The sequence below is a fragment of the Peribacillus sp. FSL M8-0224 genome (genome assembly GCF_038003055.1).
GTDB lineage: Bacteria > Bacillota > Bacilli > Bacillales > DSM-1321 > Peribacillus > Peribacillus frigoritolerans.
The window spans coordinates 5,193,210-5,214,703 of the sequence record NZ_JBBOOJ010000001.1; the positions used below are offsets into that span (position 1 = coordinate 5,193,210).

The 21,494-nt window shown below is 39.2% G+C and carries 19 protein-coding genes and 1 pseudogene; 6 read left to right on the forward strand and 14 right to left on the reverse strand.

All coding sequences use genetic code 11. From position 1 onward, the window contains the following. Positions 1-165 precede the first annotated feature (165 nt). Positions 166-1,458, forward strand: a complete 1,293-nt coding sequence (locus MKX49_RS25280) for an NCS2 family permease (protein WP_340878193.1) — start codon at positions 166-168, stop codon at positions 1,456-1,458. An 88-nt stretch (positions 1,459-1,546) separates the two neighbouring features. Here MKX49_RS25280 and MKX49_RS25285 read toward each other — a convergent pair whose 3' ends face one another. The 12 genes from MKX49_RS25285 to MKX49_RS25340 form a co-directional block, all read right to left on the reverse strand. After that, positions 1,547-2,083 carry a serine O-acetyltransferase gene (locus MKX49_RS25285; RefSeq protein ID WP_340878195.1) on the reverse strand — a complete coding sequence of 179 codons (537 nt, stop codon included), beginning with the start codon at positions 2,081-2,083 and terminating at the stop codon, positions 1,547-1,549. A 10-nt stretch (positions 2,084-2,093) separates the two neighbouring features. Continuing rightward, a complete protein-coding gene (locus MKX49_RS25290) occupies positions 2,094-3,215 on the reverse strand; it encodes a glycosyltransferase family protein (protein ID WP_340878196.1) in 1,122 nt (373 codons plus the stop codon). Then, a complete protein-coding gene (locus MKX49_RS25295; RefSeq protein ID WP_340878197.1) occupies positions 3,212-4,495 on the reverse strand; it encodes a hypothetical protein in 1,284 nt (427 codons plus the stop codon). The genes MKX49_RS25290 and MKX49_RS25295 overlap by 4 nt, the downstream gene beginning before the upstream one ends. Before the next feature lie 4 nt (positions 4,496-4,499). Next, entirely contained in the window at positions 4,500-5,768 is a 1,269-nt protein-coding gene (locus MKX49_RS25300; RefSeq protein ID WP_340878198.1) for an oligosaccharide flippase family protein, read from the reverse strand. Between the two features lie 34 nt (positions 5,769-5,802). Beyond that, on the reverse strand, positions 5,803-6,534 hold the full coding sequence (locus MKX49_RS25305) for a WbqC family protein (RefSeq protein WP_340878199.1): 732 nt from the start codon (positions 6,532-6,534) through the stop codon (positions 5,803-5,805). Then, entirely contained in the window at positions 6,535-7,161 is a 627-nt protein-coding gene (locus MKX49_RS25310) for a PIG-L deacetylase family protein (RefSeq protein WP_063595589.1), read from the reverse strand. Beyond that, positions 7,161-8,138 carry a Gfo/Idh/MocA family protein gene (locus tag MKX49_RS25315; RefSeq protein ID WP_340878200.1) on the reverse strand — a complete coding sequence of 326 codons (978 nt, stop codon included), beginning with the start codon at positions 8,136-8,138 and terminating at the stop codon, positions 7,161-7,163. The genes MKX49_RS25310 and MKX49_RS25315 overlap by 1 nt, the downstream gene beginning before the upstream one ends. Continuing rightward, positions 8,128-9,252, reverse strand: coding sequence for a DegT/DnrJ/EryC1/StrS family aminotransferase (locus MKX49_RS25320; protein WP_340878201.1), 1,125 nt, complete (start codon positions 9,250-9,252; stop codon positions 8,128-8,130). Before MKX49_RS25320 ends, MKX49_RS25315 begins: the two co-directional genes overlap by 11 nt. A gap of 99 nt (positions 9,253-9,351) precedes the next feature. Further along, positions 9,352-10,524, reverse strand: a complete 1,173-nt coding sequence (locus MKX49_RS25325; RefSeq protein ID WP_340878202.1) for a glycosyltransferase family 4 protein — start codon at positions 10,522-10,524, stop codon at positions 9,352-9,354. Positions 10,525-10,697: 173 nt separating this feature from the next. Next, positions 10,698-12,410 (reverse strand): right-handed parallel beta-helix repeat-containing protein, encoded by a 1,713-nt coding sequence (locus MKX49_RS25330; RefSeq protein WP_340878203.1) that lies wholly within the window; start codon positions 12,408-12,410, stop codon positions 10,698-10,700. A 492-nt stretch (positions 12,411-12,902) separates the two neighbouring features. Further along, entirely contained in the window at positions 12,903-13,445 is a 543-nt protein-coding gene (locus MKX49_RS25335; RefSeq protein ID WP_048680506.1) for a hypothetical protein, read from the reverse strand. Positions 13,446-13,453: 8 nt separating this feature from the next. Beyond that, entirely contained in the window at positions 13,454-14,647 is a 1,194-nt protein-coding gene (locus MKX49_RS25340) for a ParM/StbA family protein (RefSeq protein ID WP_048680510.1), read from the reverse strand. 340 nt (positions 14,648-14,987) lie between these two features. Between MKX49_RS25340 and MKX49_RS25345 the strand changes: the two genes are divergently transcribed. Then, on the forward strand, positions 14,988-15,302 hold the full coding sequence (locus tag MKX49_RS25345; protein WP_340878205.1) for an FAD-dependent oxidoreductase: 315 nt from the start codon (positions 14,988-14,990) through the stop codon (positions 15,300-15,302). A 92-nt stretch (positions 15,303-15,394) separates the two neighbouring features. Here MKX49_RS25345 and MKX49_RS25350 read toward each other — a convergent pair. After that, positions 15,395-15,707: pseudogene (locus tag MKX49_RS25350) on the reverse strand (ParM/StbA family protein); the annotation flags it as partial. A 366-nt stretch (positions 15,708-16,073) separates the two neighbouring features. Here MKX49_RS25350 and MKX49_RS25355 point away from each other — a divergent pair. The 3 genes from MKX49_RS25355 to MKX49_RS25365 all read left to right on the forward strand — a co-directional run bounded on the left by MKX49_RS25355 (position 16,074) and on the right by MKX49_RS25365 (position 18,700). Continuing rightward, positions 16,074-17,594 (forward strand): FAD-dependent oxidoreductase, encoded by a 1,521-nt coding sequence (locus MKX49_RS25355; protein ID WP_340878206.1) that lies wholly within the window; start codon positions 16,074-16,076, stop codon positions 17,592-17,594. 112 nt (positions 17,595-17,706) lie between these two features. Then, the gene (locus MKX49_RS25360) at positions 17,707-17,901 is read left to right on the forward strand and encodes a YwbE family protein (RefSeq protein WP_034316239.1); all 195 of its coding nucleotides are present in this window, start codon (positions 17,707-17,709) and stop codon (positions 17,899-17,901) included. A gap of 139 nt (positions 17,902-18,040) precedes the next feature. Beyond that, positions 18,041-18,700 (forward strand): SIMPL domain-containing protein, encoded by a 660-nt coding sequence (locus MKX49_RS25365; RefSeq protein ID WP_127777596.1) that lies wholly within the window; start codon positions 18,041-18,043, stop codon positions 18,698-18,700. A 364-nt stretch (positions 18,701-19,064) separates the two neighbouring features. Here MKX49_RS25365 and purU read toward each other — a convergent pair whose 3' ends face one another. Further along, the gene (gene purU, locus MKX49_RS25370; protein WP_053537426.1) at positions 19,065-19,964 is read right to left on the reverse strand and encodes a formyltetrahydrofolate deformylase; all 900 of its coding nucleotides are present in this window, start codon (positions 19,962-19,964) and stop codon (positions 19,065-19,067) included. A gap of 680 nt (positions 19,965-20,644) precedes the next feature. Between purU and MKX49_RS25375 the strand changes: the two genes are divergently transcribed. Next, positions 20,645-21,397 carry a hypothetical protein gene (locus MKX49_RS25375; protein ID WP_340878207.1) on the forward strand — a complete coding sequence of 251 codons (753 nt, stop codon included), beginning with the start codon at positions 20,645-20,647 and terminating at the stop codon, positions 21,395-21,397. Positions 21,398-21,494: the final 97 nt, after the last annotated feature.

Sequence of the window (21,494 nt, forward strand, 5' to 3'; positions counted from 1 at the left end):
ACCTGTACCTTAAAATTTTTCATCCTATTGTACTTTAGTTATTTTTCTAATATAATTTATAAGATTTATTATCCATCTATCGAGCTACTTACTTGAAAAAGGGTAAGCATCTCCTCCTTGTAGATTTTTGCAAGGATTTTTTGTATATAAAAAAGGAGTGACCGCATGTTTAAATTAAAAGAACGGAATTCAAATATTAAAACGGAAGTACTTGCGGGGCTTACAACCTTTTTAACACTAGCTTATATCATCGTTGTAAACCCCATGATCCTTTCTGATGCCGGTGTTCCATTCGACCAGGCATTCACAGCAACCATAATCGCAATAATAGTCGGTACCCTATGCATGGCCCTTTTAGCCAATTACCCAATTGTCATAGCACCAGCAATGGGATTGAATGCTTATTTTGCATACTCGGTATTGGGAACCCATGATATCTCATACACAGTTGCTTTCTCTGCAGTCTTTGTTACCGGTATCATCTTTATCCTTTTATCCCTAACCTCTTTCCGTTCAAAATTGATCGAGGCCATCCCTAATAACTTAAAGCATGCAATCAGTGCCGGAATCGGGCTTTTCATCACCTTCATCGGACTTCGTTTGTCTGGTGTCGTCACACAGCATGAATCCAACCTGGTTACCCTTGGAAGCTTCAGGGATCCCAGTGTGGCACTTACATTGGTTGGTCTGGTCATAACGATCGTGCTGATCGTTCGCAATGTGCAGGGAGCGATATTCATCGGAATGATCGTGACCGCCATAATCGCTTTCTTTACAGGCCAATTGGAAATTAACGGCCTGGTCTCCACCCCTTCCTTACCTGAAGGAATAATAGTCGCCAATCCCATCACATCTATCGCCGATGTCATTAACTACGGGCTATATGGCGTCGTCTTCTCCATTTTGCTTGTCATGCTTTTCGATACGACCGGTGCTTTATTGGGCATTGTCCGTCAAGCTGGATTGCTGAAGGAAAATAAGCTTGAAAAATCCGGCAGTGCCTTCTTTGCAGATTCGATCGGCACTACTGTCGGCGCCATGTTCGGCACAAGCCCGACCGCTGCCTCGGTTGAATCATCAGCTGGTGTAGGAGCGGGCGGCAAGACAGGTTTAACCGCGTTGGTCGTGGCCATCCTTTTCCTAATAACCGCCTTCTTCAGCCCGTTGATAGGAGCAGTCTCAAATGTAGCGGCAATCACGGCACCTAGCTTGATCATCGTCGGAAGCATGATGATTAAGAGCATTAATGAAATTGACTGGACACACTTTGATGAATCATTCCCAGCCTTTTTGGTCATTGTCGCCATGCCTTTAACATCAAGCATCGCCAACGGGATAGCACTCGGGTTCATCGCCTATCCCATATTAAAAATGGCAAGAGGCAAATTCCGTGAAGTCCATCCATTCGTCTACTTGTTTGCTGCCCTATTTCTTTATCAACTGATTTTCCTGGCTTGATCGATCATCTCATGAAGGGCAACATGGGATAATTAAAAGGAGTGTTCAATTAGGCTAATTGAACACTCCTTTATTTGTTTACGTGCAATTATTTTATAACGTTTTCTTTCTGCTTACCTTTAATCACACTTGGTACTCCAACTGCCGTGCAATTATCGGGAACGGGTGTCAAAACAACTGCATTTGCCCCCACTTTCGAATTCTTGCCAATTCGGATGCCGCCCAATACTTTAGCGCCCACTCCAATATATGCATAATCACAAACCTCAGGAGCTTTTCTGCTTTCTTTACTTTGCCCGAACGTTACTTGATGCAATATTGTAACGTGATCCCCTATTTTAGTAAACGGATTGATTATAATGCCTTTAGCTCCATGTGGAAGATGCAACTTTTTTCCTATTTGAGATTGCGCGGGAAATTCACAGTTCATGAAGAGTCTTATAATTAACAAATCAATCATGCGGTACACAATCCATAATGCTTGTTTTAAGATTGGAACGTTCACTTTATAGTAAATGATATTGCCTATCCGGTAAACGAACATGACGATTAATCCGTGGATTCCGCCCAGTCTCCCCCAGTTACTGATAAATGCCAATTTATTTATCCATTTAAATAATCCCATAGCAAACCTCCTAGGAGCATGAATTTAATTCATCAAACAAAGATAGTAGTTTTTCCTCTTCATTCTCCCAATTATATTCTTGTCTATATGCAGCTTTTCCTCGTTCCCCCATGTTCGCTGCCATGGCTGGGGATTCCAGTAAATAAGCCGCTTTTTGAACCATATCATCCATGTTCGCTGCATCGGCCGACACTCCACAGCTCCATTTATCCAGTACATCTTGAATAAGAAAATCAGAAACCATAAATGGAATGCCCGCGGCCATATATTCAAAACACTTTGTTGTTTTACCACCCATGAAATTAGGATCAGGAACTAAAAATGCCATGCCTGCATGTGCTTTCTGGATGGATTCGAATGCTTTATCAAAAGCCATTACACCCTCTAGGCTGATATAATCTTCCAAGCCGTTGTCCAGAATGAATGTATTCAATTTTTCGATATAGCCTTCCCTGCCCGTTCCAATGATCTTCATATGAAACACTTTCTTTAATTCTACTAATCTTTTTGCAAGAATCAGCATGGTTTCCCCGCCACGTATATCAGAGATGCTTCCTAGGTAGATAAAAGTGAAAACATCTTCTTTTCCTTTGTTTTCTTCCATTTCAGGAATTTTCGGGTAATTGTACACATCTGTTGTTGGACAAGTTAAGAACTGATAATCCTCTTTATACGTCATTTCTGCAAACACGACCCCGCTGCATGCCCTTAGCAATCGTTTCTCCAAAAGACGATACATTCTCAATGCAATTCCGGGGATTTTTTTTCTCATAAGGACCTTTGGTACATTTTCATGCATGTCATAAACAATGACTGGATGATAACTGGGAATCCTTCTTATGATGTTCATTAAAATCAGCAGCTCCGGATCATGAAACTGAATCACATCAGGTTTATCTTTATTGATCTTGCGGTAAAGAGCAATCCAATTCAACATTCGCCCTTTCCTGGATTTCTTAGTCAACAGTTCAACTTCGATATTGGCAGGGATGTTTTCAGGGATCAAGTTATTTTCAATCGCTATATGCTTCACCTTGTAAATTCCCTTTTCTCCAAAAGAAAAGGCTTGCCGGAAATAAATCCTCGTATCATTCCATGGGTGCACCGAACTAATATTATAAAATAACTTCATCTGTTATCTCCCTTTTGTAAATCTGACCCTAACAATAAATACATGATAACGAAAGTAAAAAACATCCCGCCTGTCACAAACGTTGTGGTAAGCGCAGTATCCGCTAAACACCATGCAGGTACAACAAACAGGATTATGCCGACACCTTGCCACTTTTCATTTTGCGTAAGGCTATCATAAAACCATAATATCGCTGCTAAGATCACTGTATAAACCAAGAATCCAATATAACCGAAATTAGCAAAAGCATCGGCGAACATATTGGCGTTGGCTGCCATTTCTGGTCGGCCAAAGTACTCTGTACCGATAATGTATGGCGGACTCTTGTCATAAACAGGATCTATGAATTTTTCTAAAATATTATACGATAGCAAGGCTTTTGGATGAGTTGAAAAGAAGTCTATATAATAGCTTGTCAGCAAGCCCGGTGTGATGATCATCCTTCTGGCAAATAAATTAGAAAAATATGCCTGATCAAGGATAAAATCCAGAAAAATGCTGATGCCTAACAGAGAGCAAAGACTTATACAAAAAAGGATGGAAAAATCCCTTCCCTTCTTCCGAAAAGCAATGAATACAATGATTAATAATCCAGTCGATAATAGAGTGGATTTCAAGCCATTGACCGTGTACAAAAGATATTGCAGCCCTAGTCCGATAACCACATAGGTATATTTTTTTTTGCATAAGCCAATGGTCACGACCAATGGATTACATACTTTTGCAAGCCACTGTATAATATAGCCTGCAAGAGGGGTTAGTTTTGTTCGAAAGGTCATTCGCTTATCATAGATATCCTCAGAATTGATAGGGGGCTTTAGACTAATTCCCCCCGAAACTTTGAAAATGTAAAGAAAAAAAATCAATAATGTTATAACAAAAATGATTTTTAATAGACCGGGATTAACATTAGGAGGTGTAAACTTCATGGCTGGCAATCTATTTACATTCCCAATGATAAGTAAACAAAAAAACAAAAGTACATTCGTATATATAAAATCGGGCTGCAGCGTAAATAAATAGTTCGGAACCCATACTACCGGTATATAGACAATAAAATATAAAATCCAGAAAACGAGTTCCGACGGCTTATCCAGTTCCTTTTTTACGAATATGGCTGGCAATATAATGAAAACCATGGAAATCACTATCATGATTGCACTTGGATGTTGCCGATATATATACCCCATATAAGCATATTCTGGGGAAATAAAGTAAACGTAGGATATATCCAGTAACCAGACGTATATTCCTACCAGACCCAGTTGAATCAGCTTCATTTTTTTAGGTATCCTCTCGATCTATGGAATGTATCGCCCTATAGCCAAGGAGAACAAAAAAGTAGTAGCTGGCCCCCATACAAATGCTAAAGTATAAAATGGCTGCTTCAGCTGAGCCCCCTGAAATGAAAATGACCAGTACTCCAATCGATGACAGTAACAGCCTTGAAACATCCCATAAGAGCTGAGTCCGTTGTTTTTTGGCTAAATATAATATTTGGGAAACTGGCATGACAATCACTTGACTTATAAACATAAATGACATCAATGTCACATATTCACCGGAAACACGCCACTCTTCACCAAAAACAAAGCTGAAGACACCGGGTGCTATCCATGCCAAAATTGCCATTGACGGCACACCTAACATGGCCGTTTTAGTCATAATGCTCTTATACAAATGTAAAACTCTTCCTGGTTCATTTGAAATGCTTTTTGCCACTTCGGCATAGAATACTGTCGAAATGCTCGCTCCCACCATCGTAATGGGCAGACCTATCGTTTTTGAAGCCATGGAAAAATGCCCTGTCACGTCAGGTCCGTATAGACGCATCAATAACAAAAAAATGATTTGCAGGGATAAGGAACTTAAGAGGGTTGACCATGTGGAGTATTTCGCAAATTTCTCATATTTTTTAAGCAAATAACCGATTCTCCTATAGTTCACTTTTGGCCAATGCATTCGCTTTAAGAAATATCGCCAAATGTACACAAGGGTTATTCCCCGTCCTATCATATCTCCCGCTATTAAACCAATTCCTGGAGTCACATGATTAATGGAAATGAGTGAGAACTGACTTGTTACATTGCTAATCGATTGAAGCAGTTTAGAATGAGTTAGCCCTTTAAACTTATCTTCTTTTAACATCCAGTAGCTCATCACTTGATAGATTCCAGCAAAAAACAGGCCAATTGAAAGTAAAAAGTCATTCATAATCGAAGCTTCTATACCGTATAATCGAAATAATGATAGATTAAGGAACCCCAAACCTATATTCAGGATACAAACGACAGCAATCGTAAACATGCTAATGTACATCAAGTGAACCATATTACTATGGTTTTTTTCTAGGGGGATCGCCTTTTCTAAACAAAGGGATGAAAATGATATGAGAATGGCCAAAAGTGACGTATAGGTTGAAAACACCCCAAAATCTTCTGGTGTATATATTCTTGTCAGTATGGGAGAACTTGCGAATAGAATAAGCTGTGCAAGTGAATTCCCTGTTAATAATAAAAGGATCTTATTTATAAATTCATTTTTCATTTTCATATTTTCAACCACGCCACATCTCTATTTGATATACTCATTTACATTGTTTTGATTTGCCTAATATATCTTTCGTTAACGTTTCTTTTATTTGATCCGCCGAAACGTGCATGATCCAGTCTAGAATCGATAAACTTTCTACACATTCCTTTTCATTTTTCACATAATACACGGGATGGATGAACTTTTGATAAACGACTTCAATTCCTTCTTTATGAAACAATTCTTCTTCCAAGTAATCCTTTCCGCTTTTCCCGCTTAAGTAGCATGTACCTCCGGTTTGCTTAACTAAGCTGACTAATCTCTCCGTTTTTCCAAAGGAAGTGTTAATATCATTGGAAAGATGTGTTTCTCCTTCATAGTTTAAATACTTTAAAATCAATTCAAATAAATGAATATTTAAATCGACTAACAAAGCGTGTTCTTTTTGATATGCTTCTTCCAACAGCGGGAAAAAATCTTGGAAGTGCCGAGTTTTTTTATAAACTTCCGATATTTGCTTCAAATGATTCCTTTTCCATTTTTGATTTGGGGAATGATAGCTGATTAATTTTTCATCCAGCATTTCAGGCTTTTTTTGGAGCGGTACAGTTAGCCTTGACTCTTTTCCATCAGCCCCTTGAATATATGTTTTATTTTGAAAATTGCTTGAAGAGTATTTCACATCGGCCAAATATATAAAAATGTCCGATTGAAAAACCTTATGAATCAAACCAATCCAGGGCAGGAAATTGGGCTGGTGAATTGTGACTATCTTCTTTTTTTCCACCTACAAAACCTCTTTTGAAAAAATTAATAGGAATGTCTCCGCGTATTTGCAATTCACTTGGGAACCCCTCCAACTGCCAATATGCTCCGCATTCACTAAATAATGCCCCATATAACCCGTTAGCTGTGATTGGAACATGGTAATCATACGTTTTTTATCTTCCATGAACTCTGTAATATCACTATAAATATTCGGATGAAATTGATTGGCGGCGATGTTATTATTTTGGTTAATTTGTTCGAATTCATATATGGTGAATTGTTTTTTCCTGAAACAGCTTCTTACCACCTTTGATAACTTTTGATGATCTTGATGACTGTCATTCATCCAATGTGTGTAGACTTCGTCCGGATCCATCTTTTCGATGATGTCGTCTAGCTCTTTTATTAATTTATGAAGAGGGATATCTTCAACGTTATTACCCTCACAATACTTGGAAAACTGCACCTCATAACCAAAATTCTCTGATGACTCTATTGCTTCTTTTTTCCTGACCTCGATATTTGAAGGGATGGAAAATATGATGTTGATAATGTAATGCCCTTGGTTCAATAGCTTACGAATGGTACCGCCCATACTAATTTCCGCATCATCTGGGTGTGCTGTTACTAGCAATATTTTTTTCATCATGTTCCTCCATTTAAAGCTTGTTCAATGATAGATATCGCTTTAAGCGTAATGTTCTTTTGTTTCCTGTACGCTGTCACATCTTTCATCATTATCCATTCTGAAAATTCAGTGATTTCATAAAGCAAACTATTATCGCTAATAGGCTCACTTATCGTTTCTTCCATGTCATTACTGATACTGCGGTAACTTATTGTGCGAATATCGTATAACGAGTGAAAACGCAAGGTTCCGTTCTCTCCGTAAATTTCCGATATTGAATCAGTCGTTAGGTTAATTTTTGAAATCAACATCGTTATTTTAAAATCTTCATATTCAAAAATGCACGTACCGCCTAAATCAATGTTTTTTACGATCAGTTGTTTAAAATAATAACTTCTAACGGGAACACCAAATAATTGAATGGCCGCATAAATAGGATAAATCCCAATCGTTCTTAATGTCCCGCCACCATGATTTTCATCGAAAAGTGGAGCTTTATCCCCTTTTAATAAGGCCGAATACTGCTTGGAATAGTTTTGATACTTTAGGGTTGCCCCATGGATTTTCCCTAACTTTTCAATAGCATTCTTTAAAATTTGAAAGTTGGGTTCATAAATGGATCTTACTGCCTCAAACACAAAAACATTTTGTTTTTCTGCAGCATCGAAAACCCGATTTGCCTGATCGGCTGTCATGAATGCCGTTTTCTCCACAATAACGTTCTTTCCATGCTCAATGGCTGCCATCGCTTGATCATAATGGGAAGCATTTGGAGTGGCTATATAAACAGTATCCAGCTCATCATCTTCAAACACTTCATTCAGGGATCCATAAACTCTAGAAACTCCTTTTTCTTTTGCAAGCTCCTTGGCAAAATGAAATCTTCTCCCCCATATTCCCATCACCTCTCCATTTGAACTTTCATTAATGGCATCAATCATGGCACAGCTTATTGGACCTGACCCCACCACTCCAATCTTATTTTTAATCGCCATGTTCCACTGCCTGTTTACATTTCGCTACAATGTATTTCAGATCATCATCTGACAAATCCAAGTGACATGGCAAAGTGAAATGAGATTCACGAAATCTATCGGCATTCGGGAGAGATGCAAGGGGATATTCCTCCAGCAATGTGGGCTGTAAATGCAATGGGACCCCATAACAATGCCCGGTGTTTATATGAGACTCTTTTAAATGCTTTTTAAATATTTCGCACTGCTCTTTGCTTTTAGACATGACGATAATTTTATAAAATGAAGATATATTGTGGTCAGATGAAGCTTGGAAGTAAAGACCGTGTTCAAGGAAAATATCCTTCAAATTTTCTTTATAGAAACTGAAGATCTCCTGCCTGACCTGGATCATCTCATAAGCTTCCTGAACTTGCAGATAACCAAGCAATGCATTAAATTCACTAAGAAGCATGTCACCTGATAATACTTGATTGACTGCACCATTTTCATTCCCATGGTGCCTTAACAACTCACAGTATTTGATTAAATCTATATCATCCGATGTAATGACACCTCCTGTGGCACTTGTAACAATTTTAGTGGGGTACATTGAAAAAACCCCAGCAAATCCTATTGTGCCTGCTTTATACCCATTTATAGTGGCACCAAAAGCATGTGAAGCATCTTCGATTAGATAAAGATCGTTTTCATCACAGAACTCTTTAATCTCAAAGATGTTATCAGGGATCCTTCCAGCAATATACGTAATTAGGACAACTTTCGTTTTAGGTGTCACGGCGTTCCTCAGGCTAGTTAAATCCAAATTGAAATCCTCTAAATTAATGTCACAAAGAACGACCCTTCCTTTCGCATTTTTCACCGCATATACTGGAGAAATAAACGTATTGCTTGGCATGATCACTTCTTTGCCTTCAACATCCAGGTACTTTAAAATAATTTCAATGGCTGCCGTTGCACTGGAAAGTGCGACAGCATACTTAGAATCACTGTATTGTCTGACGCTTTCTTCAAATTTCCGAGTATATTCACCTAAAATTAACCTGCCGGAATCCAAAATGCGTTCAATGTTCTTAAGGTATTCCCGCTTTACCCAACCTGTTATCACTGGCTTTGTATTTACGATAGTCTCCATGGAACTCCACCCTTTTTCCAAAATTAGATCTTTCAATATACGTTAAGTCAGATGCAGACGAATATATCAAATTCTGAATGACCCATTGTTCATGAATGTTCAATGATTATTATCAACCAATTCCGACAGTGTTCTCTCCAGTTTTGAAATCAATTTGGTTTTCTCATAATTCAGGGTTAAACGCTCTATATTTTCTTGTATTTTCAGATACATTCGTTTGTCACTTTTCATTGATTTTACATACTCTATCATTTTTGATCGTTCACTATATTCAAAACCGTGACCTGCATCATATTTTGTCATGACCTCATGCTGCCAGCCTTTATAGTTTATTAATGTTGGTTTTCCGGCTGCCCAAAAATCAAAAAGTTTATTTTGGCTATTCCTATCCAATATTTCATTATCACGTACAAAACACAGACCTATATGAGATACGGCCATTAATAAGTACGCTTCTTTTTTAGATACCTGATCCAAGAAAATGACGTTGTTTAAGTTTTTGCTCTCTTTCACTTGAATTAAGCGCTCTTTTTCCTTTCCATCCCCTACAATTAGATAGACAATATCGGGGTCATCCGTCTTTTCGGCAAGCTGTAAAATATAATCGATATTATTGATAAATCCTAATGTGCCTGCATATAAACAGATAAACTTCGCTTTCAAACCTAATTTATCCAATGCCTCTTCTTTATCTTCGGAACGAATTAAAGAAAAATAGTTTATATCCGCAAAGTTAGTAACCGTAGCAATTTTTTCCCGTTTAACTCCTTTTCTCAATAAATCTTCTTTCATTCCAGGCGAAAGCACGATGATTTTGTCAGCTGAAGAATAAATCATGCTTTCTAGCTTCAATAAAATTCTCTTTAACCATTCATGTCTGATGATTCCCAGCTCAATAGGTATATCTGGCCATAAATCCCTTACTTCAAAAACAAATTCGCTGCGCTTCACCTTGGCAAGAAGCATACCTATCAATCCAATTGTCAAAGGGGTCGAGGAAGCATAAACAACGTCTACCTCCTTCTCCTTCACCCCAATAAAAAAACTTTTATACATATAATGAACAAACGATAGTAATCTTTTCAGGTAACTATATTCTTGTTTATATTTAGTTTTGGTTGAGATTATCTTTATTCCCTCTCGCGAATCTATGGAATTCCCGGTGATGATGGTGACTTTATTATTTTTGGAGACTAAAAATTTAGCTATTTCATAAGATCGGGTACTGCCTTTATCGGTATTGAAATATTGATGCAAATAAAGAATCTTCACTTTTCCACTTCCTCTTTTACCCACTGTGATTCAATTTGACTTACAGAGTAATGCTTTGCCTATTGCTTCACTCCAGAAAACAAATGTAACACTTAATATAGGTGGCCAATGTCCCTTTTTTAAAATGGGGCGTTTTAACTTTGAAACCCACTAGCATCTTGTACAGCCCTCCCTTACTCTAGAAGATGGGCTTCACCATCTTCCATGCTGTTTTTCGCATTAGGTTTGTTCCAGTCAAGGAATGCTGAAATGGCAATCCAGTCATCCAGGCGGTTATAAACCGTTTTGTCTTGTACATGGATTTCATGCCCAACTTCGGTAAATCTGTTATCCCCTTCAATGACGTTGCTTTTCATGTTCAAAGAGGTGATGGCATAGTCATTTGTAGGGCTGCCGTTATTATGCGACCCTCTGATACCAATGCCCGCTGAAATAAACTTTTCATCGGATTTATAAATTTGGTTTATGATGTTTCCTTTGATTTTGGTGAACTTATTGGAGCTAAGCATCGCGATCCCATTGTTGAGGCCATTTTCAATGATATTGCTTTCAATAAGGGCATTTTTGGTCACATGAATACTGATGCCTCCCCATTCCTCGACATTAGCCCGGACATCATTCACATAATTGCCTTTAATCACGACATTTTGCAGGAAGCCCATCTTTGTTTCAGTAAGATCATGGTATTGCGTTCCGTTGACTGTAATGCCCCGTTCACTGACTGTTGCATTTTTACCTATATCGTAATACGCATAATCATTAAAAGAATTGATTCTATTCCCCTCAATCGTAATATTGCCGGGTGGGTAAGCTGAGATAGCTCCTCCCTTATAATCCATTCCGCCGACAATGATTGGAAAACGCGTGTTTAAGATGACATTATTCGTGAAGGAAACATTTTGGCCTGAATGGGTGTCAATCCCTTCCCATCCAGGGTTGTTCGCCACCACATTCCCATCGACTGCGATTGTGTCACTTCGCTGGAACTTTGATTGAGTCATTGCATCTCCGGCACTGTCTTTCCGGTGACTAAAGGCGATGCCATAGCTTTGTTTGGTATTGCCCACCGTCTCCCCGGGCCCAAGATTTCTCACTGTCGCATGCCTTACAGTCACGTTACTCGCGGAATAACCGCCGATGCCTGCATATCCAATATCCTTTATGACCATTTTGTTTCTTTTTCTTGAATCAGACCCTTTAATCATGACTCCATTCACATGTTCTAAGTAAATGCCATATCCCTCATACCCAGTAATTTGAACATCTTCGATCAGGATATTTTGAAGCCTGTGCAAATCATTCACAGCCGAATAGACAGACACCAAATCCGCCGTGGATTTGGATTGATCGATTGCAGTGACCTCAATGCCCCTGTTCCTTGCTTCATAATAATTTCTCGGTTTCCCAGTTTCGGGGTCTTCCGTCCTTCTTTTTCCTTCTAGTATCAGGTTTTTGACACCAGTATGGCTCACCATGATTTTAATGGTGACAGAATTGCTGGAGGGCTGGGTACACATTGTCGTGACGGGGCGATCGTTCTCAACCGTCCCTTCTAAAATGACCCCTTCTTTCATTGCAATAAAGGCACTCGCCGTAAACTGGCCTTTTGACAAACGGACCGTTCCCCTTTTCCCATTCGATACATCTTGCGGATAGGCTGAAACCTTTGTAATGGCATTATTAAGGATCGTCCGGATCGATGTCGCGGAATGGTTTGCGTCTAGTGACATCGTTTGTTTTAACTCCCCTTTATTGTCCAATAACTGAATCGCGGTGCCCGTTGTGGGACTGCAGATCTCGTTTGCCCCGATGGCAGTTGATTGAAGGGAGAAGAGCGCCACGATCAACACAGTAACTATTCCTGTTATTTCATATAATCGTTTCATCTGAATACTCCCATGTCTTTTATTCATTTTTTCTACAGTTGTTTTGCATTTTCCAGGGCAGAAACCAGACACGACACCCTAGTCGACCTAGAAAAGAGTGGTGCCTATAATGTTACAAGGGATTTGAGATGTGAGTTTCTCAAAATCAACATAAGATGTTTTAATCTTGGAACAGTCGCTTAAACGTATAGTTCATTCGACAATTTTCACAAAAAAACTTCAATCGATCATAAATGGGATAAACTGGATTTTGTTTGAAGAAAGCTTCACTATTGAAAAGTGACGGCCGTTTGATGTGTGTTTTATTCTAAGGAGGAATGTGTCCGGTGTTACTTGGGGGACTCTTCATTCGACAGAAAAAGCCTTTCCCCGATGTTTGCCGGGAAAAGGCTGCAGCTTGATATATTCTTTTTTATGTTTCATTCCTCATAACCCCCGCAAAGAAAAAGGAGGATATCCAACTTGTCGCCGGATATCCTCCTATATGTTCACTCACTGGTTCATTTGATCAAGAAAATCACCCAGGAGATCATCAAGATTTTCCTCTTCAGGTTCTGGTTCCTCCACTTGTTGTGTGGTTTTTTCCAAACTCCAATCAAAGTCATCCAAATCTTTCTTAGATATTTCTGCCTGCACCACTTCATTATCCTGTTCTTCGGGCTCATCCTGCAAATAAATCTCCTCATTAATTACATTGCTGTCTAATGAGGCTAGCAATGCTGTTGCGCGTAAAGGATCGGATAAAAGATGGTACATAATCGTTCCAAGCATAGCTTCTGAGTGGGAATGCTTGAGCCAGTCACGCTGAGATTTGCTAAGCTTGTTCGGCATGGGCAGGGCAATCATTTCCCGTTCCTGATGGGTCGATTGTCCGATTCCATCGAGAACATACTCGGCAATTTTACTGGAAAAATTCCTTCTTTCCGTTTCTTTCAATTTCTGCAGCTGCCTTAACGTATAATCTGATACATCTGAAGGGATACGAAAAGTGATGGCTTGTCCTCTTTTGATTTCAGAAGAAGCTGTTTTTTTCATTCTCTCACCTATTTAACAGCACCTGATCTTTGTTCTTTCTTCTTTTGGTGGGATTGCTGCTGTTCCTTTGAATTCCGGCGATTAAAATCCGAAATCAATTTATAATAGGCGTTGGCCATCATCCAAACGCTTTCCCGTTCATCTTCAAAAAAGTCGATATTGTAGCCATCAAAATTCTGATTGAGCGTTTTCAGGTAATCTTTCAAGACAATCGAACCTCCGCCAACAAAATAGCAGATTTCCGTTTGCGAATTTTTCTGCCATACGTTGCGCAGATGGCGATATTGCTTTTTCGCAAGTTCCCCTAAAATCCGGTCAACGATATCATGGACGCTTGTCCGGCTTCCGCGAACCATAATATGGTTACGATCGTTTTTCTTCGTGATGATTTCAACGACATCTCGTCTGCTATCCAGCTCGACACCGTGTTTTTTTCTGATTTCTTCACGAATAGATTCTAGGGCCTCAGCTACTCCTAGATTGAATCCTTGCGCCTTATCATCGTCAACTTTACGGTTTTTAATGACCGCGATATCTGTCGATAGTCCGCCAATATCTTGAATGAGAATTCTTCTATCTATTAATTCACGGTTAATGATATTCAAATCATTGTCCATGACTAAATTAATGTATGCGGCGAAGCCCTCTGGATAGACTTTCACTTCATCAAATTTGATATTAACCTTAATACCTTGGTATTTAGGTGTAATTAAAAATTCTACTTGGTGAACGGATCCCAGTAGCTTCGAACGGTACCCAACATCTTTCCCTTCCTTAACTTCCCGAAGAGGTAGACCTGTTCCAAGCGTATAATTCGCTTCGACAACGTTATTTACTTTTTTGAACTTATCATTATTCCCTTGCTTGGCAGCATCCAATGCAATAGCCGCAAAAAGCATGACTAATGTTTGGTCTTCCTCTGATTTACTGCTCCCCAAATCTAGTTCTGTTGGGTTATCACTTTTTGTCGCTAAATTTCCGACACGATAAATGGCATTATTGTCTTGCAAGGCTGGTGAATGGACTCTAATATGTAACCCTTCCAATGGGTTTTTTTCATCGAGTTCTTCGATTCCTATGACCGGACGATCTTCAATGTCTTTTGCAATGACATTTGGTATATATAGTTCAGACTCTAGCTTTCCAAAAATAGCTTTAATTGCATCATTTCCTACGTCTATTGCTGCGATTCTAGAACTCATCTAAAAACATCCCCTTTTTCATAAAAAAATTTAGGTGGAGCACTCTATTAAGCATAGAAAAGGTTTCTATATTAGTCAATGCTTCATAAGTTGTAGCTTTATTTGTCGAATTGTATTCATTTGTGTACACATTAGGAACAAATATGTACACACGTTATATATAGCCATGTGTACTCATTTGTAAACGTGTTTACTTTTTTGTGTACAAACCAACTATTTTTGTTTACATGTATACAATATTGCAAACAAACAAAAAAACCAATTTTTAATAATCTTCATCATATAAAAGAAAGCGTAAAAAAGGAGAATTTGGTCATGGCAATAAATTGGACAAGCACTAATGAAACGTATGAAGATATTAAAATTACCAAAAAAATACAGAACTTCCTCAATATCCGTAGCCTTATTGGCGCAGCACTTTATCCTTCCTTCGTTTTCTAAGCTAGAAACAGATATAACAACTGATGTCTTAATTGTTGGTGGCGGAATTACGGGTATCACTTCAGCTTATCTAATAGCCAAGCAATGTGCGAAAGACGCATTCATTGAGGCAGATGAGACCCTTAATGGAACAACAGGCCACACAACCGCAAAAATCACGGTCCAGCACGGCTTGATTTACAACCAATTTATTACTGATCACAGTGAGGAATAGGCCAGACTATACTATATGAGGCCAACACTGAAGGAACGGAGCTATCAAAGGATTGATAGAAAAAACATTCTATTGAATGGACAAGATGCTTATGTATACGCAAATACTAATGTTTGGTCCTCCTCTGATTTACTGCTCCCCAAATCTAGTTCTGTTGGGTTATCACTTTTTGTCGCTAAATTTCCGACACGATAAATGGCATTATTGTCTTGCAAGGCTGGTGAATGGACTCTAATATGTATCCCTTCCAAGGTTTTTTTACATCGAGTTCTTCGATTCCCATGACTGGCCGAACTTCATGTCTTTTGCAATGACATTTGGTATATATGTTATAGGCTCTAGCTTTTCAAAAATAGTTTTAATTGCATCATTTCCTCCGTCTACTGCTGCGATTCTAGAACTCATCTAAAAACATTCCCCTTTTTCATAGAAAAAAATTAGGTGGAGCACTCTCGATAGAAGAGATTTCTATATTAGTCGACGCTTCATTAGCTGTAGCTTTATTTTCATTTGTCGAATTGTATTCATTTTTGTACACATTAGGAACAAGCATGTATACACCATATATATAGCCATGCGTACGTGTTTGTAAACATGTATACTTATTTGTGTACAAACTATCTATTTTTGTTTACATGTATACGTAATTGTAAACATACCGAATAATGTATTTTTTTAGTCTTTCTTCTTACAAAAATAAGCGTATAAATAGCGGATTTGGGTATGGTAATAAATGGACGATTCACTAATGAACTGTATGGAGGTATTCAAATGACTGAAAAAAATACAGACCTTCCCCGATTTCCGGAACCTTATTGGCGCAGTGCGTTGACATTCCCTACTTTTTCTAAATTAGATACAGATTTAACCACTGATGTCTTAATAGTAGGCGGCGGAATTACCGGAATCACATCTGCTTACCTACTAGCTAAACAAGGTGTTAAAGTCACACTGATTGAAGCAGGCCAAATCCTTACTGGAACGACGGGACACACTACAGCAAAAATCACGGCCCAGCATGGCCTGATTTACGACCAGTTGATCACTGACCATGGCGAAGAGAATGCCAAGCTTTATTATGAAGCCAATACAGATGGAATGAAGCTGATTAAAGACTTGGTAGAAGAACATTCCATTGAATGTAATTTGACTGCACAGGATGCCTATGTGTACGCAAATACGGACGAATATATAAGCAAAATCCAAAAAGAACTGAGAGCCTATCAAAAACTTGGCATTCGGGGGGATTATGCGGAGAATATCCCTTTCTCCATTCCATGTAAAGCTGCTGTGATAATGAAAGATCAAGCACAGTTTCACCCATTAAAATATTTAACGTCCCTCATTTCGACAATTATCGATGCAGGAGGCACAATCTATGAACGGACAACGGCAATGAAGATTGAAGACGGCGATCCACCAACCGTTCTGACGGATACGGGACATTCCATCAAAAGCAATCAGGTTATCGTGGCCTCCCACTTCCCTTTCAATGATGAAAAGGGCTTATACTTTGCCCGTGTTCATGTAAGTAGGTCCTATGTGCTTGGCATCAGGACTGAACAGGAGTATCCAGGCGGGATGTTTTACAGTGCAGACAGCCCTAGCCGCTCCCTTCGCTATACGGAATTGGACAATGGGGAAAAACTTATACTTGTTGGCGGAGATGGCCATAAAACAGGCCAGGGAATCTCGACGATCGAGCATTATGAAGCACTGAAGGACTTCAGTGCCCAGTATTTTGATGTAAAAGACATTCCCTACCGCTGGTCGGCACAGGATATCGTGACACCGGATAATATCCCCTTCGTCGGTCCAGTGACATCGAACCAACAAAACGTCCTGATAGCTACCGGCTATGCGAAATGGGGAATGACGAATGGATCGATTGCCGCCAGGATCTTAACTGACCGGATTTTGCAAAAAGATAACCGGTATGCGGAATTGTATGATCCTGCCCGTTTAAAAGGCGTGAAGAATATTCTCCAAGATAATGCTGATGTGGCGAAGCATCTCATCAAAGGCAAATTGGCTGTCAATCATAAAACGCCGGAAGACATAGGAATTGATGAAGGAGCAATCGTGAAGGTGGATGGAGACAAAGCTGGGTGTTACCGTGACCATGATGGCCAGCTTCATATTGTTGATTCCACATGTACACACATGGGGTGTGAAGTTGCCTGGAATAGCGGCGACCGTACTTGGGATTGCCCATGCCACGGCTCCCGCTACTCCATCGCTGGTGAAGTGTTGAATGGCCCTGCTGTCGAACCATTGAAGAAAATTCGCTGACTGCCAATTTGTGATTTTATCTAATAGTCGACTGGAACCGCCGTTTTCCTTATACTGAAGTTACTGCATAGTTGAATGGCTGCAAATAACTCTGAAAAGGAATGAATCGAACATGAACGGTAAAAACCGGAAAGATATTACCCCAGGTGCCTCTGTGGACATTGTACTTAAAGCAGATCAACGCACCGGAAAACTGACAAGCGGCACTGTAAAGGATATTTTAACCAACTCCAGCACCCACCCTCATGGAATTAAAGTAAGATTGACTGATGGCCAGGTGGGCAGGGTACAAGTCATTCATAAGTAATGTGCACTCGGTCCAGGCCGAGTGTTTTTTTGTGATTGTTCGATGAATTAATGACAAAGGGGGATATTTCAATCATGTTTCCCATTCATAATTCGTACAATAGGGTTGAGAATATCTCTATAAAAAGGCTGGTGTCAAAATGAATCAAGAATACAATGCCCCCGTTAGGGATCATTACCGCAACGATGAACATATATTGAAAGTTTCCGGCTCAGAGACGCTATCTGCTGCTCCGGATCAAGCCACGATCACCCTTGGAGTCATAACAGAGGATGAGGACCCGCAAAAGGCCCAGCAAGCCAATTCCCAAGCAATCGCAAATGTCATCGCATCACTTAAATCCGCAGGCATTCCCGAAGAGCAATTGAAAACGAGTGATTACAGAATCGATCCACAATATGATTATATTGACGGAAAGGAATTGTTCAAGAACTACAAAGTCCAGCACATCATACAAGCCCAGACGACCGACATCGAGAAAATAGGCAGCATAATCGATACGGCCGTCAGAAGCGGCGCCAATTCAATCACCAGCATCCGCTTCTCTTTATCCAATCCAGATGCATACTATAACCAGGCACTTTCTCTAGCTTTAAAAAATGCATACGAAAAAGCACTCTCCATGGCCCGAACGCTAGGAATCTCATTGAACCCAGTCCCTAATAGGGTTGAAGAACTATCTGAAACGGCAACTCCAATGCTTTTTCAAACAAGTACCCTTTCAAAAATGGCGACTACCCCGATTCAGCCTGGTGAATTGAACATCACTGCCTCGGTAAGGGTGGAATACACGTACTAGCACTCACTAAATTCCATCCTAAAAACCCCCCTTGGCAACCTAAAGGGGGATTCAGAATGTGGACAAATTAGAGAAGAACTAGTTTCTTTCAATTCGTTTAAAAAGGTTCCAGGTGATTTCAGAAATCCGCTCCCTTTCCGCCGACTGTCTGCCAAGCCTCCTCGCCGGCAAGCGTCTCCAGGGTCTCGGCTAGCCAGTTCGCAAATTTCTTCAATCTAGTAAGGGTATCATTCTATAATCAAGTTAAAAAACATTCAGGATCATTCAGTATTCCACTAAAATCATGGTTCTAGGATGGCAGCAATCCGAACCTCCCTTTGTCGCAAACGGAACCCCCTTGGCAATCCAAAGGGGGTTTTTCATTTTAAAAGACTACCGTTTTATTTTCATGAACAATGACGCGGTCCTCCAAATGCCATTTAACGGCACGTGCCAGCACCCTGCGTTCAGCTGAACGACCGATTTTCTTCATATCCCCGGCAGAATCACGATGGTCCACCCGTTCGATATCCTGCTCGATGATTGGACCTTCATCCAAATCATTCGTCACATAATGGGAAGTCGCCCCAATCAGCTTAACACCTCTGTCATAAGCTCGTTCATAAGGCCGTGCTCCAATGAAGGCAGGTAAAAAGGAATGATGGATATTGATGATCCTGTTCGGATGGGCCGCTACGAAATCCGGCGTCAATATCTGCATATACCTAGCTAAAACAATAAGGTCCACTTTGAATTCTTCCAGAAGTCCAAGCTGTTTAGTCTCCACTTCCTTACGTATATCCTTATTGGCAGGAATGTAATAAAACGGGATGCCCATCGATTCGACAATTTCCCTCGTATCTTCATGATTGCTGATGACCAGCGCAATATCAGCCAATAAATCCCCGCTTTGCCACTCCCATAGCAATTCCAGAAGGCAATGAGGTTCCTTCGAAACGAAGATTGCCGTCCTCTTCAGATCACTCACATGATTAAATGTCCATTGCATCGAGAATGCTGTCGAAACTTCCTGGAATGCCAGTTGCATATCCGCTGCCTTGTCATTCAATCCTGGACAATCGAACTCGATCCTGGTGAAAAAGGTACCGCCCTCAGGATTCATCGAATACTGACTCAATTCAACAATATTTGCATCATATTCTTTAAGAAAAGCCGTAACTGTCGAAACAATTCCCGGCTGGTCCGGACATTTTATAATTAAACGGCCTCTATCTTGATTTCTTTCGCGAAATTCCTGTAACTGCTCTTGCACAAAGTTGCTCACCATTTTCCCAACTGCCCTTCTTCTATTTTGCTATATTATACTTCAATTCATGGGCAAAATTAAAGTCAGTCAATCAATTCGGGATTTTGTTGGTAGCCACGACGATCCGAAACATTCCACTATTATTCCAATATACACAGATTACACAGTAGAAATAAGTACAACACATTTTAAAATTTTTGCTTACTAGGATTTGTACCTTAATATCCTATCTATAACATCGTTCTCCTGTAAAAAAATTGGTGTTTATATAATAGAAATTAATAAAGTTCCAATAATGAAATAATTTATTTATATATTGAAACTCTAAAAATCATTTCTTATGTTACGTTTAGGATGATTTTAGACAATAATAAAAAACTATCCAACCACTTGCTCGCAGCATTATTACAACATCTCTTATTCTGAGCTATACCTATTCCGGAAGCACAGTCGATATTATTCTTTCCAATTTAAAATGATTTGTATTTGACGTTAAAACAAAACAAGGATGGAGGGGGGAAAATAAGATATGGCTACTTTAAAATTAAAAACTAAATGGCTGTATTCCTAAGAGATTCGAAATCACGTAATCTTTTGGTTGTTTCAGTGTTAAAACATTTGATTTCAATTTTGAGAAATGCACGTCTCTCTTTTCATTTAACATAGAATACACAAACTAAATGGAGGGAGAAATAACAATGATACAAAAAATGAAATCTTTACTATTTTTATCCTTGATTCTAGTTTTAGGAGCCGCTCTACTTCCATCTCATGTATTTGCAGCTGAAGGTCACTCACCTGTAACGGAGGAAAAGCCAGTTGAAAGACAACCAACATCATTAGACCCGATTGAAATTAAGGAAATTAAATTTAAAATTAATAAAAATTTATCAGACGAAAAAATCATTGATAGATTTGAAGAAATTAATTCAAAATATAATATAAATGAACCCTTTTCATTGGAAGATACAGAGTTTATAAGAGCTTATGCTTCAAGTACAAACGAAACAGAGGACATTCCCGTCCAACCAACTAACTTAATTCAACCAGTTTCACTGAAATTTGGTAATACAAATAGCCAATCTTTTAGTAAATCAAAATCAAAATATGGTGTCACTGTTAAATTCACTGGAAAAGTTTATACAAATATAAATGTATTAAATCATAGTTATCGAGGAAACCTTAAAGCTACGATTCCTGCCGGAAGTTCAAAAGTTAAAGGAATAAAAACTGCTGTAACAAATGTTGCTTATGGCGTACTAGGAAAAAGCGGAACTTACGTAGGCATAGTTTATAGTGGTTCCGCACAAAGTAGCACAACCACAAAAAAAACTTCATGGGCAATGGATAAGACTGTAAAATATAGTGCAATTGCTGTAGTATACACATACACTGATGCTTATGTAGAAGTTAAAACAACTAGTGGGTCCTTCAACTTATATGCATTTTAAGGAGAAATAATATGAAAACCTTTAGTCCAATAGGAGCTTTAATAGCAATAGTTATAATAACTTTAATAGGCTTTCTTCTTATTAAAATTGCAAGAAA

What these genes read in the sequence shown, in the direction of transcription:
- MKX49_RS25280 (WP_340878193.1), top strand. Translation starts at nt 166, where the DNA reads ATGTTTAAATTAAAAGAACGGAATTCAAATATTAAAACGGAAGTACTT.
- MKX49_RS25285 (WP_340878195.1), bottom strand. Translation starts at nt 2,083, where the DNA reads ATGGGATTATTTAAATGGATAAATAAATTGGCATTTATCAGTAACTGG.
- MKX49_RS25290 (WP_340878196.1), bottom strand. Translation starts at nt 3,215, where the DNA reads ATGAAGTTATTTTATAATATTAGTTCGGTGCACCCATGGAATGATACG.
- MKX49_RS25295 (WP_340878197.1), bottom strand. Translation starts at nt 4,495, where the DNA reads ATGAAGCTGATTCAACTGGGTCTGGTAGGAATATACGTCTGGTTACTG.
- MKX49_RS25300 (WP_340878198.1), bottom strand. Translation starts at nt 5,768, where the DNA reads ATGAAAATGAAAAATGAATTTATAAATAAGATCCTTTTATTATTAACA.
- MKX49_RS25310 (WP_063595589.1), bottom strand. Translation starts at nt 7,161, where the DNA reads ATGAAAAAAATATTGCTAGTAACAGCACACCCAGATGATGCGGAAATT.
- MKX49_RS25315 (WP_340878200.1), bottom strand. Translation starts at nt 8,138, where the DNA reads ATGGCGATTAAAAATAAGATTGGAGTGGTGGGGTCAGGTCCAATAAGC.
- MKX49_RS25320 (WP_340878201.1), bottom strand. Translation starts at nt 9,252, where the DNA reads ATGGAGACTATCGTAAATACAAAGCCAGTGATAACAGGTTGGGTAAAG.
- MKX49_RS25330 (WP_340878203.1), bottom strand. Translation starts at nt 12,410, where the DNA reads ATGAAACGATTATATGAAATAACAGGAATAGTTACTGTGTTGATCGTG.
- MKX49_RS25335 (WP_048680506.1), bottom strand. Translation starts at nt 13,445, where the DNA reads ATGAAAAAAACAGCTTCTTCTGAAATCAAAAGAGGACAAGCCATCACT.
- MKX49_RS25340 (WP_048680510.1), bottom strand. Translation starts at nt 14,647, where the DNA reads ATGAGTTCTAGAATCGCAGCAATAGACGTAGGAAATGATGCAATTAAA.
- MKX49_RS25345 (WP_340878205.1), top strand. Translation starts at nt 14,988, where the DNA reads ATGAAACGTATGAAGATATTAAAATTACCAAAAAAATACAGAACTTCC.
- MKX49_RS25355 (WP_340878206.1), top strand. Translation starts at nt 16,074, where the DNA reads ATGACTGAAAAAAATACAGACCTTCCCCGATTTCCGGAACCTTATTGG.
- MKX49_RS25360 (WP_034316239.1), top strand. Translation starts at nt 17,707, where the DNA reads ATGAACGGTAAAAACCGGAAAGATATTACCCCAGGTGCCTCTGTGGAC.
- MKX49_RS25365 (WP_127777596.1), top strand. Translation starts at nt 18,041, where the DNA reads ATGAATCAAGAATACAATGCCCCCGTTAGGGATCATTACCGCAACGAT.
- MKX49_RS25375 (WP_340878207.1), top strand. Translation starts at nt 20,645, where the DNA reads ATGATACAAAAAATGAAATCTTTACTATTTTTATCCTTGATTCTAGTT.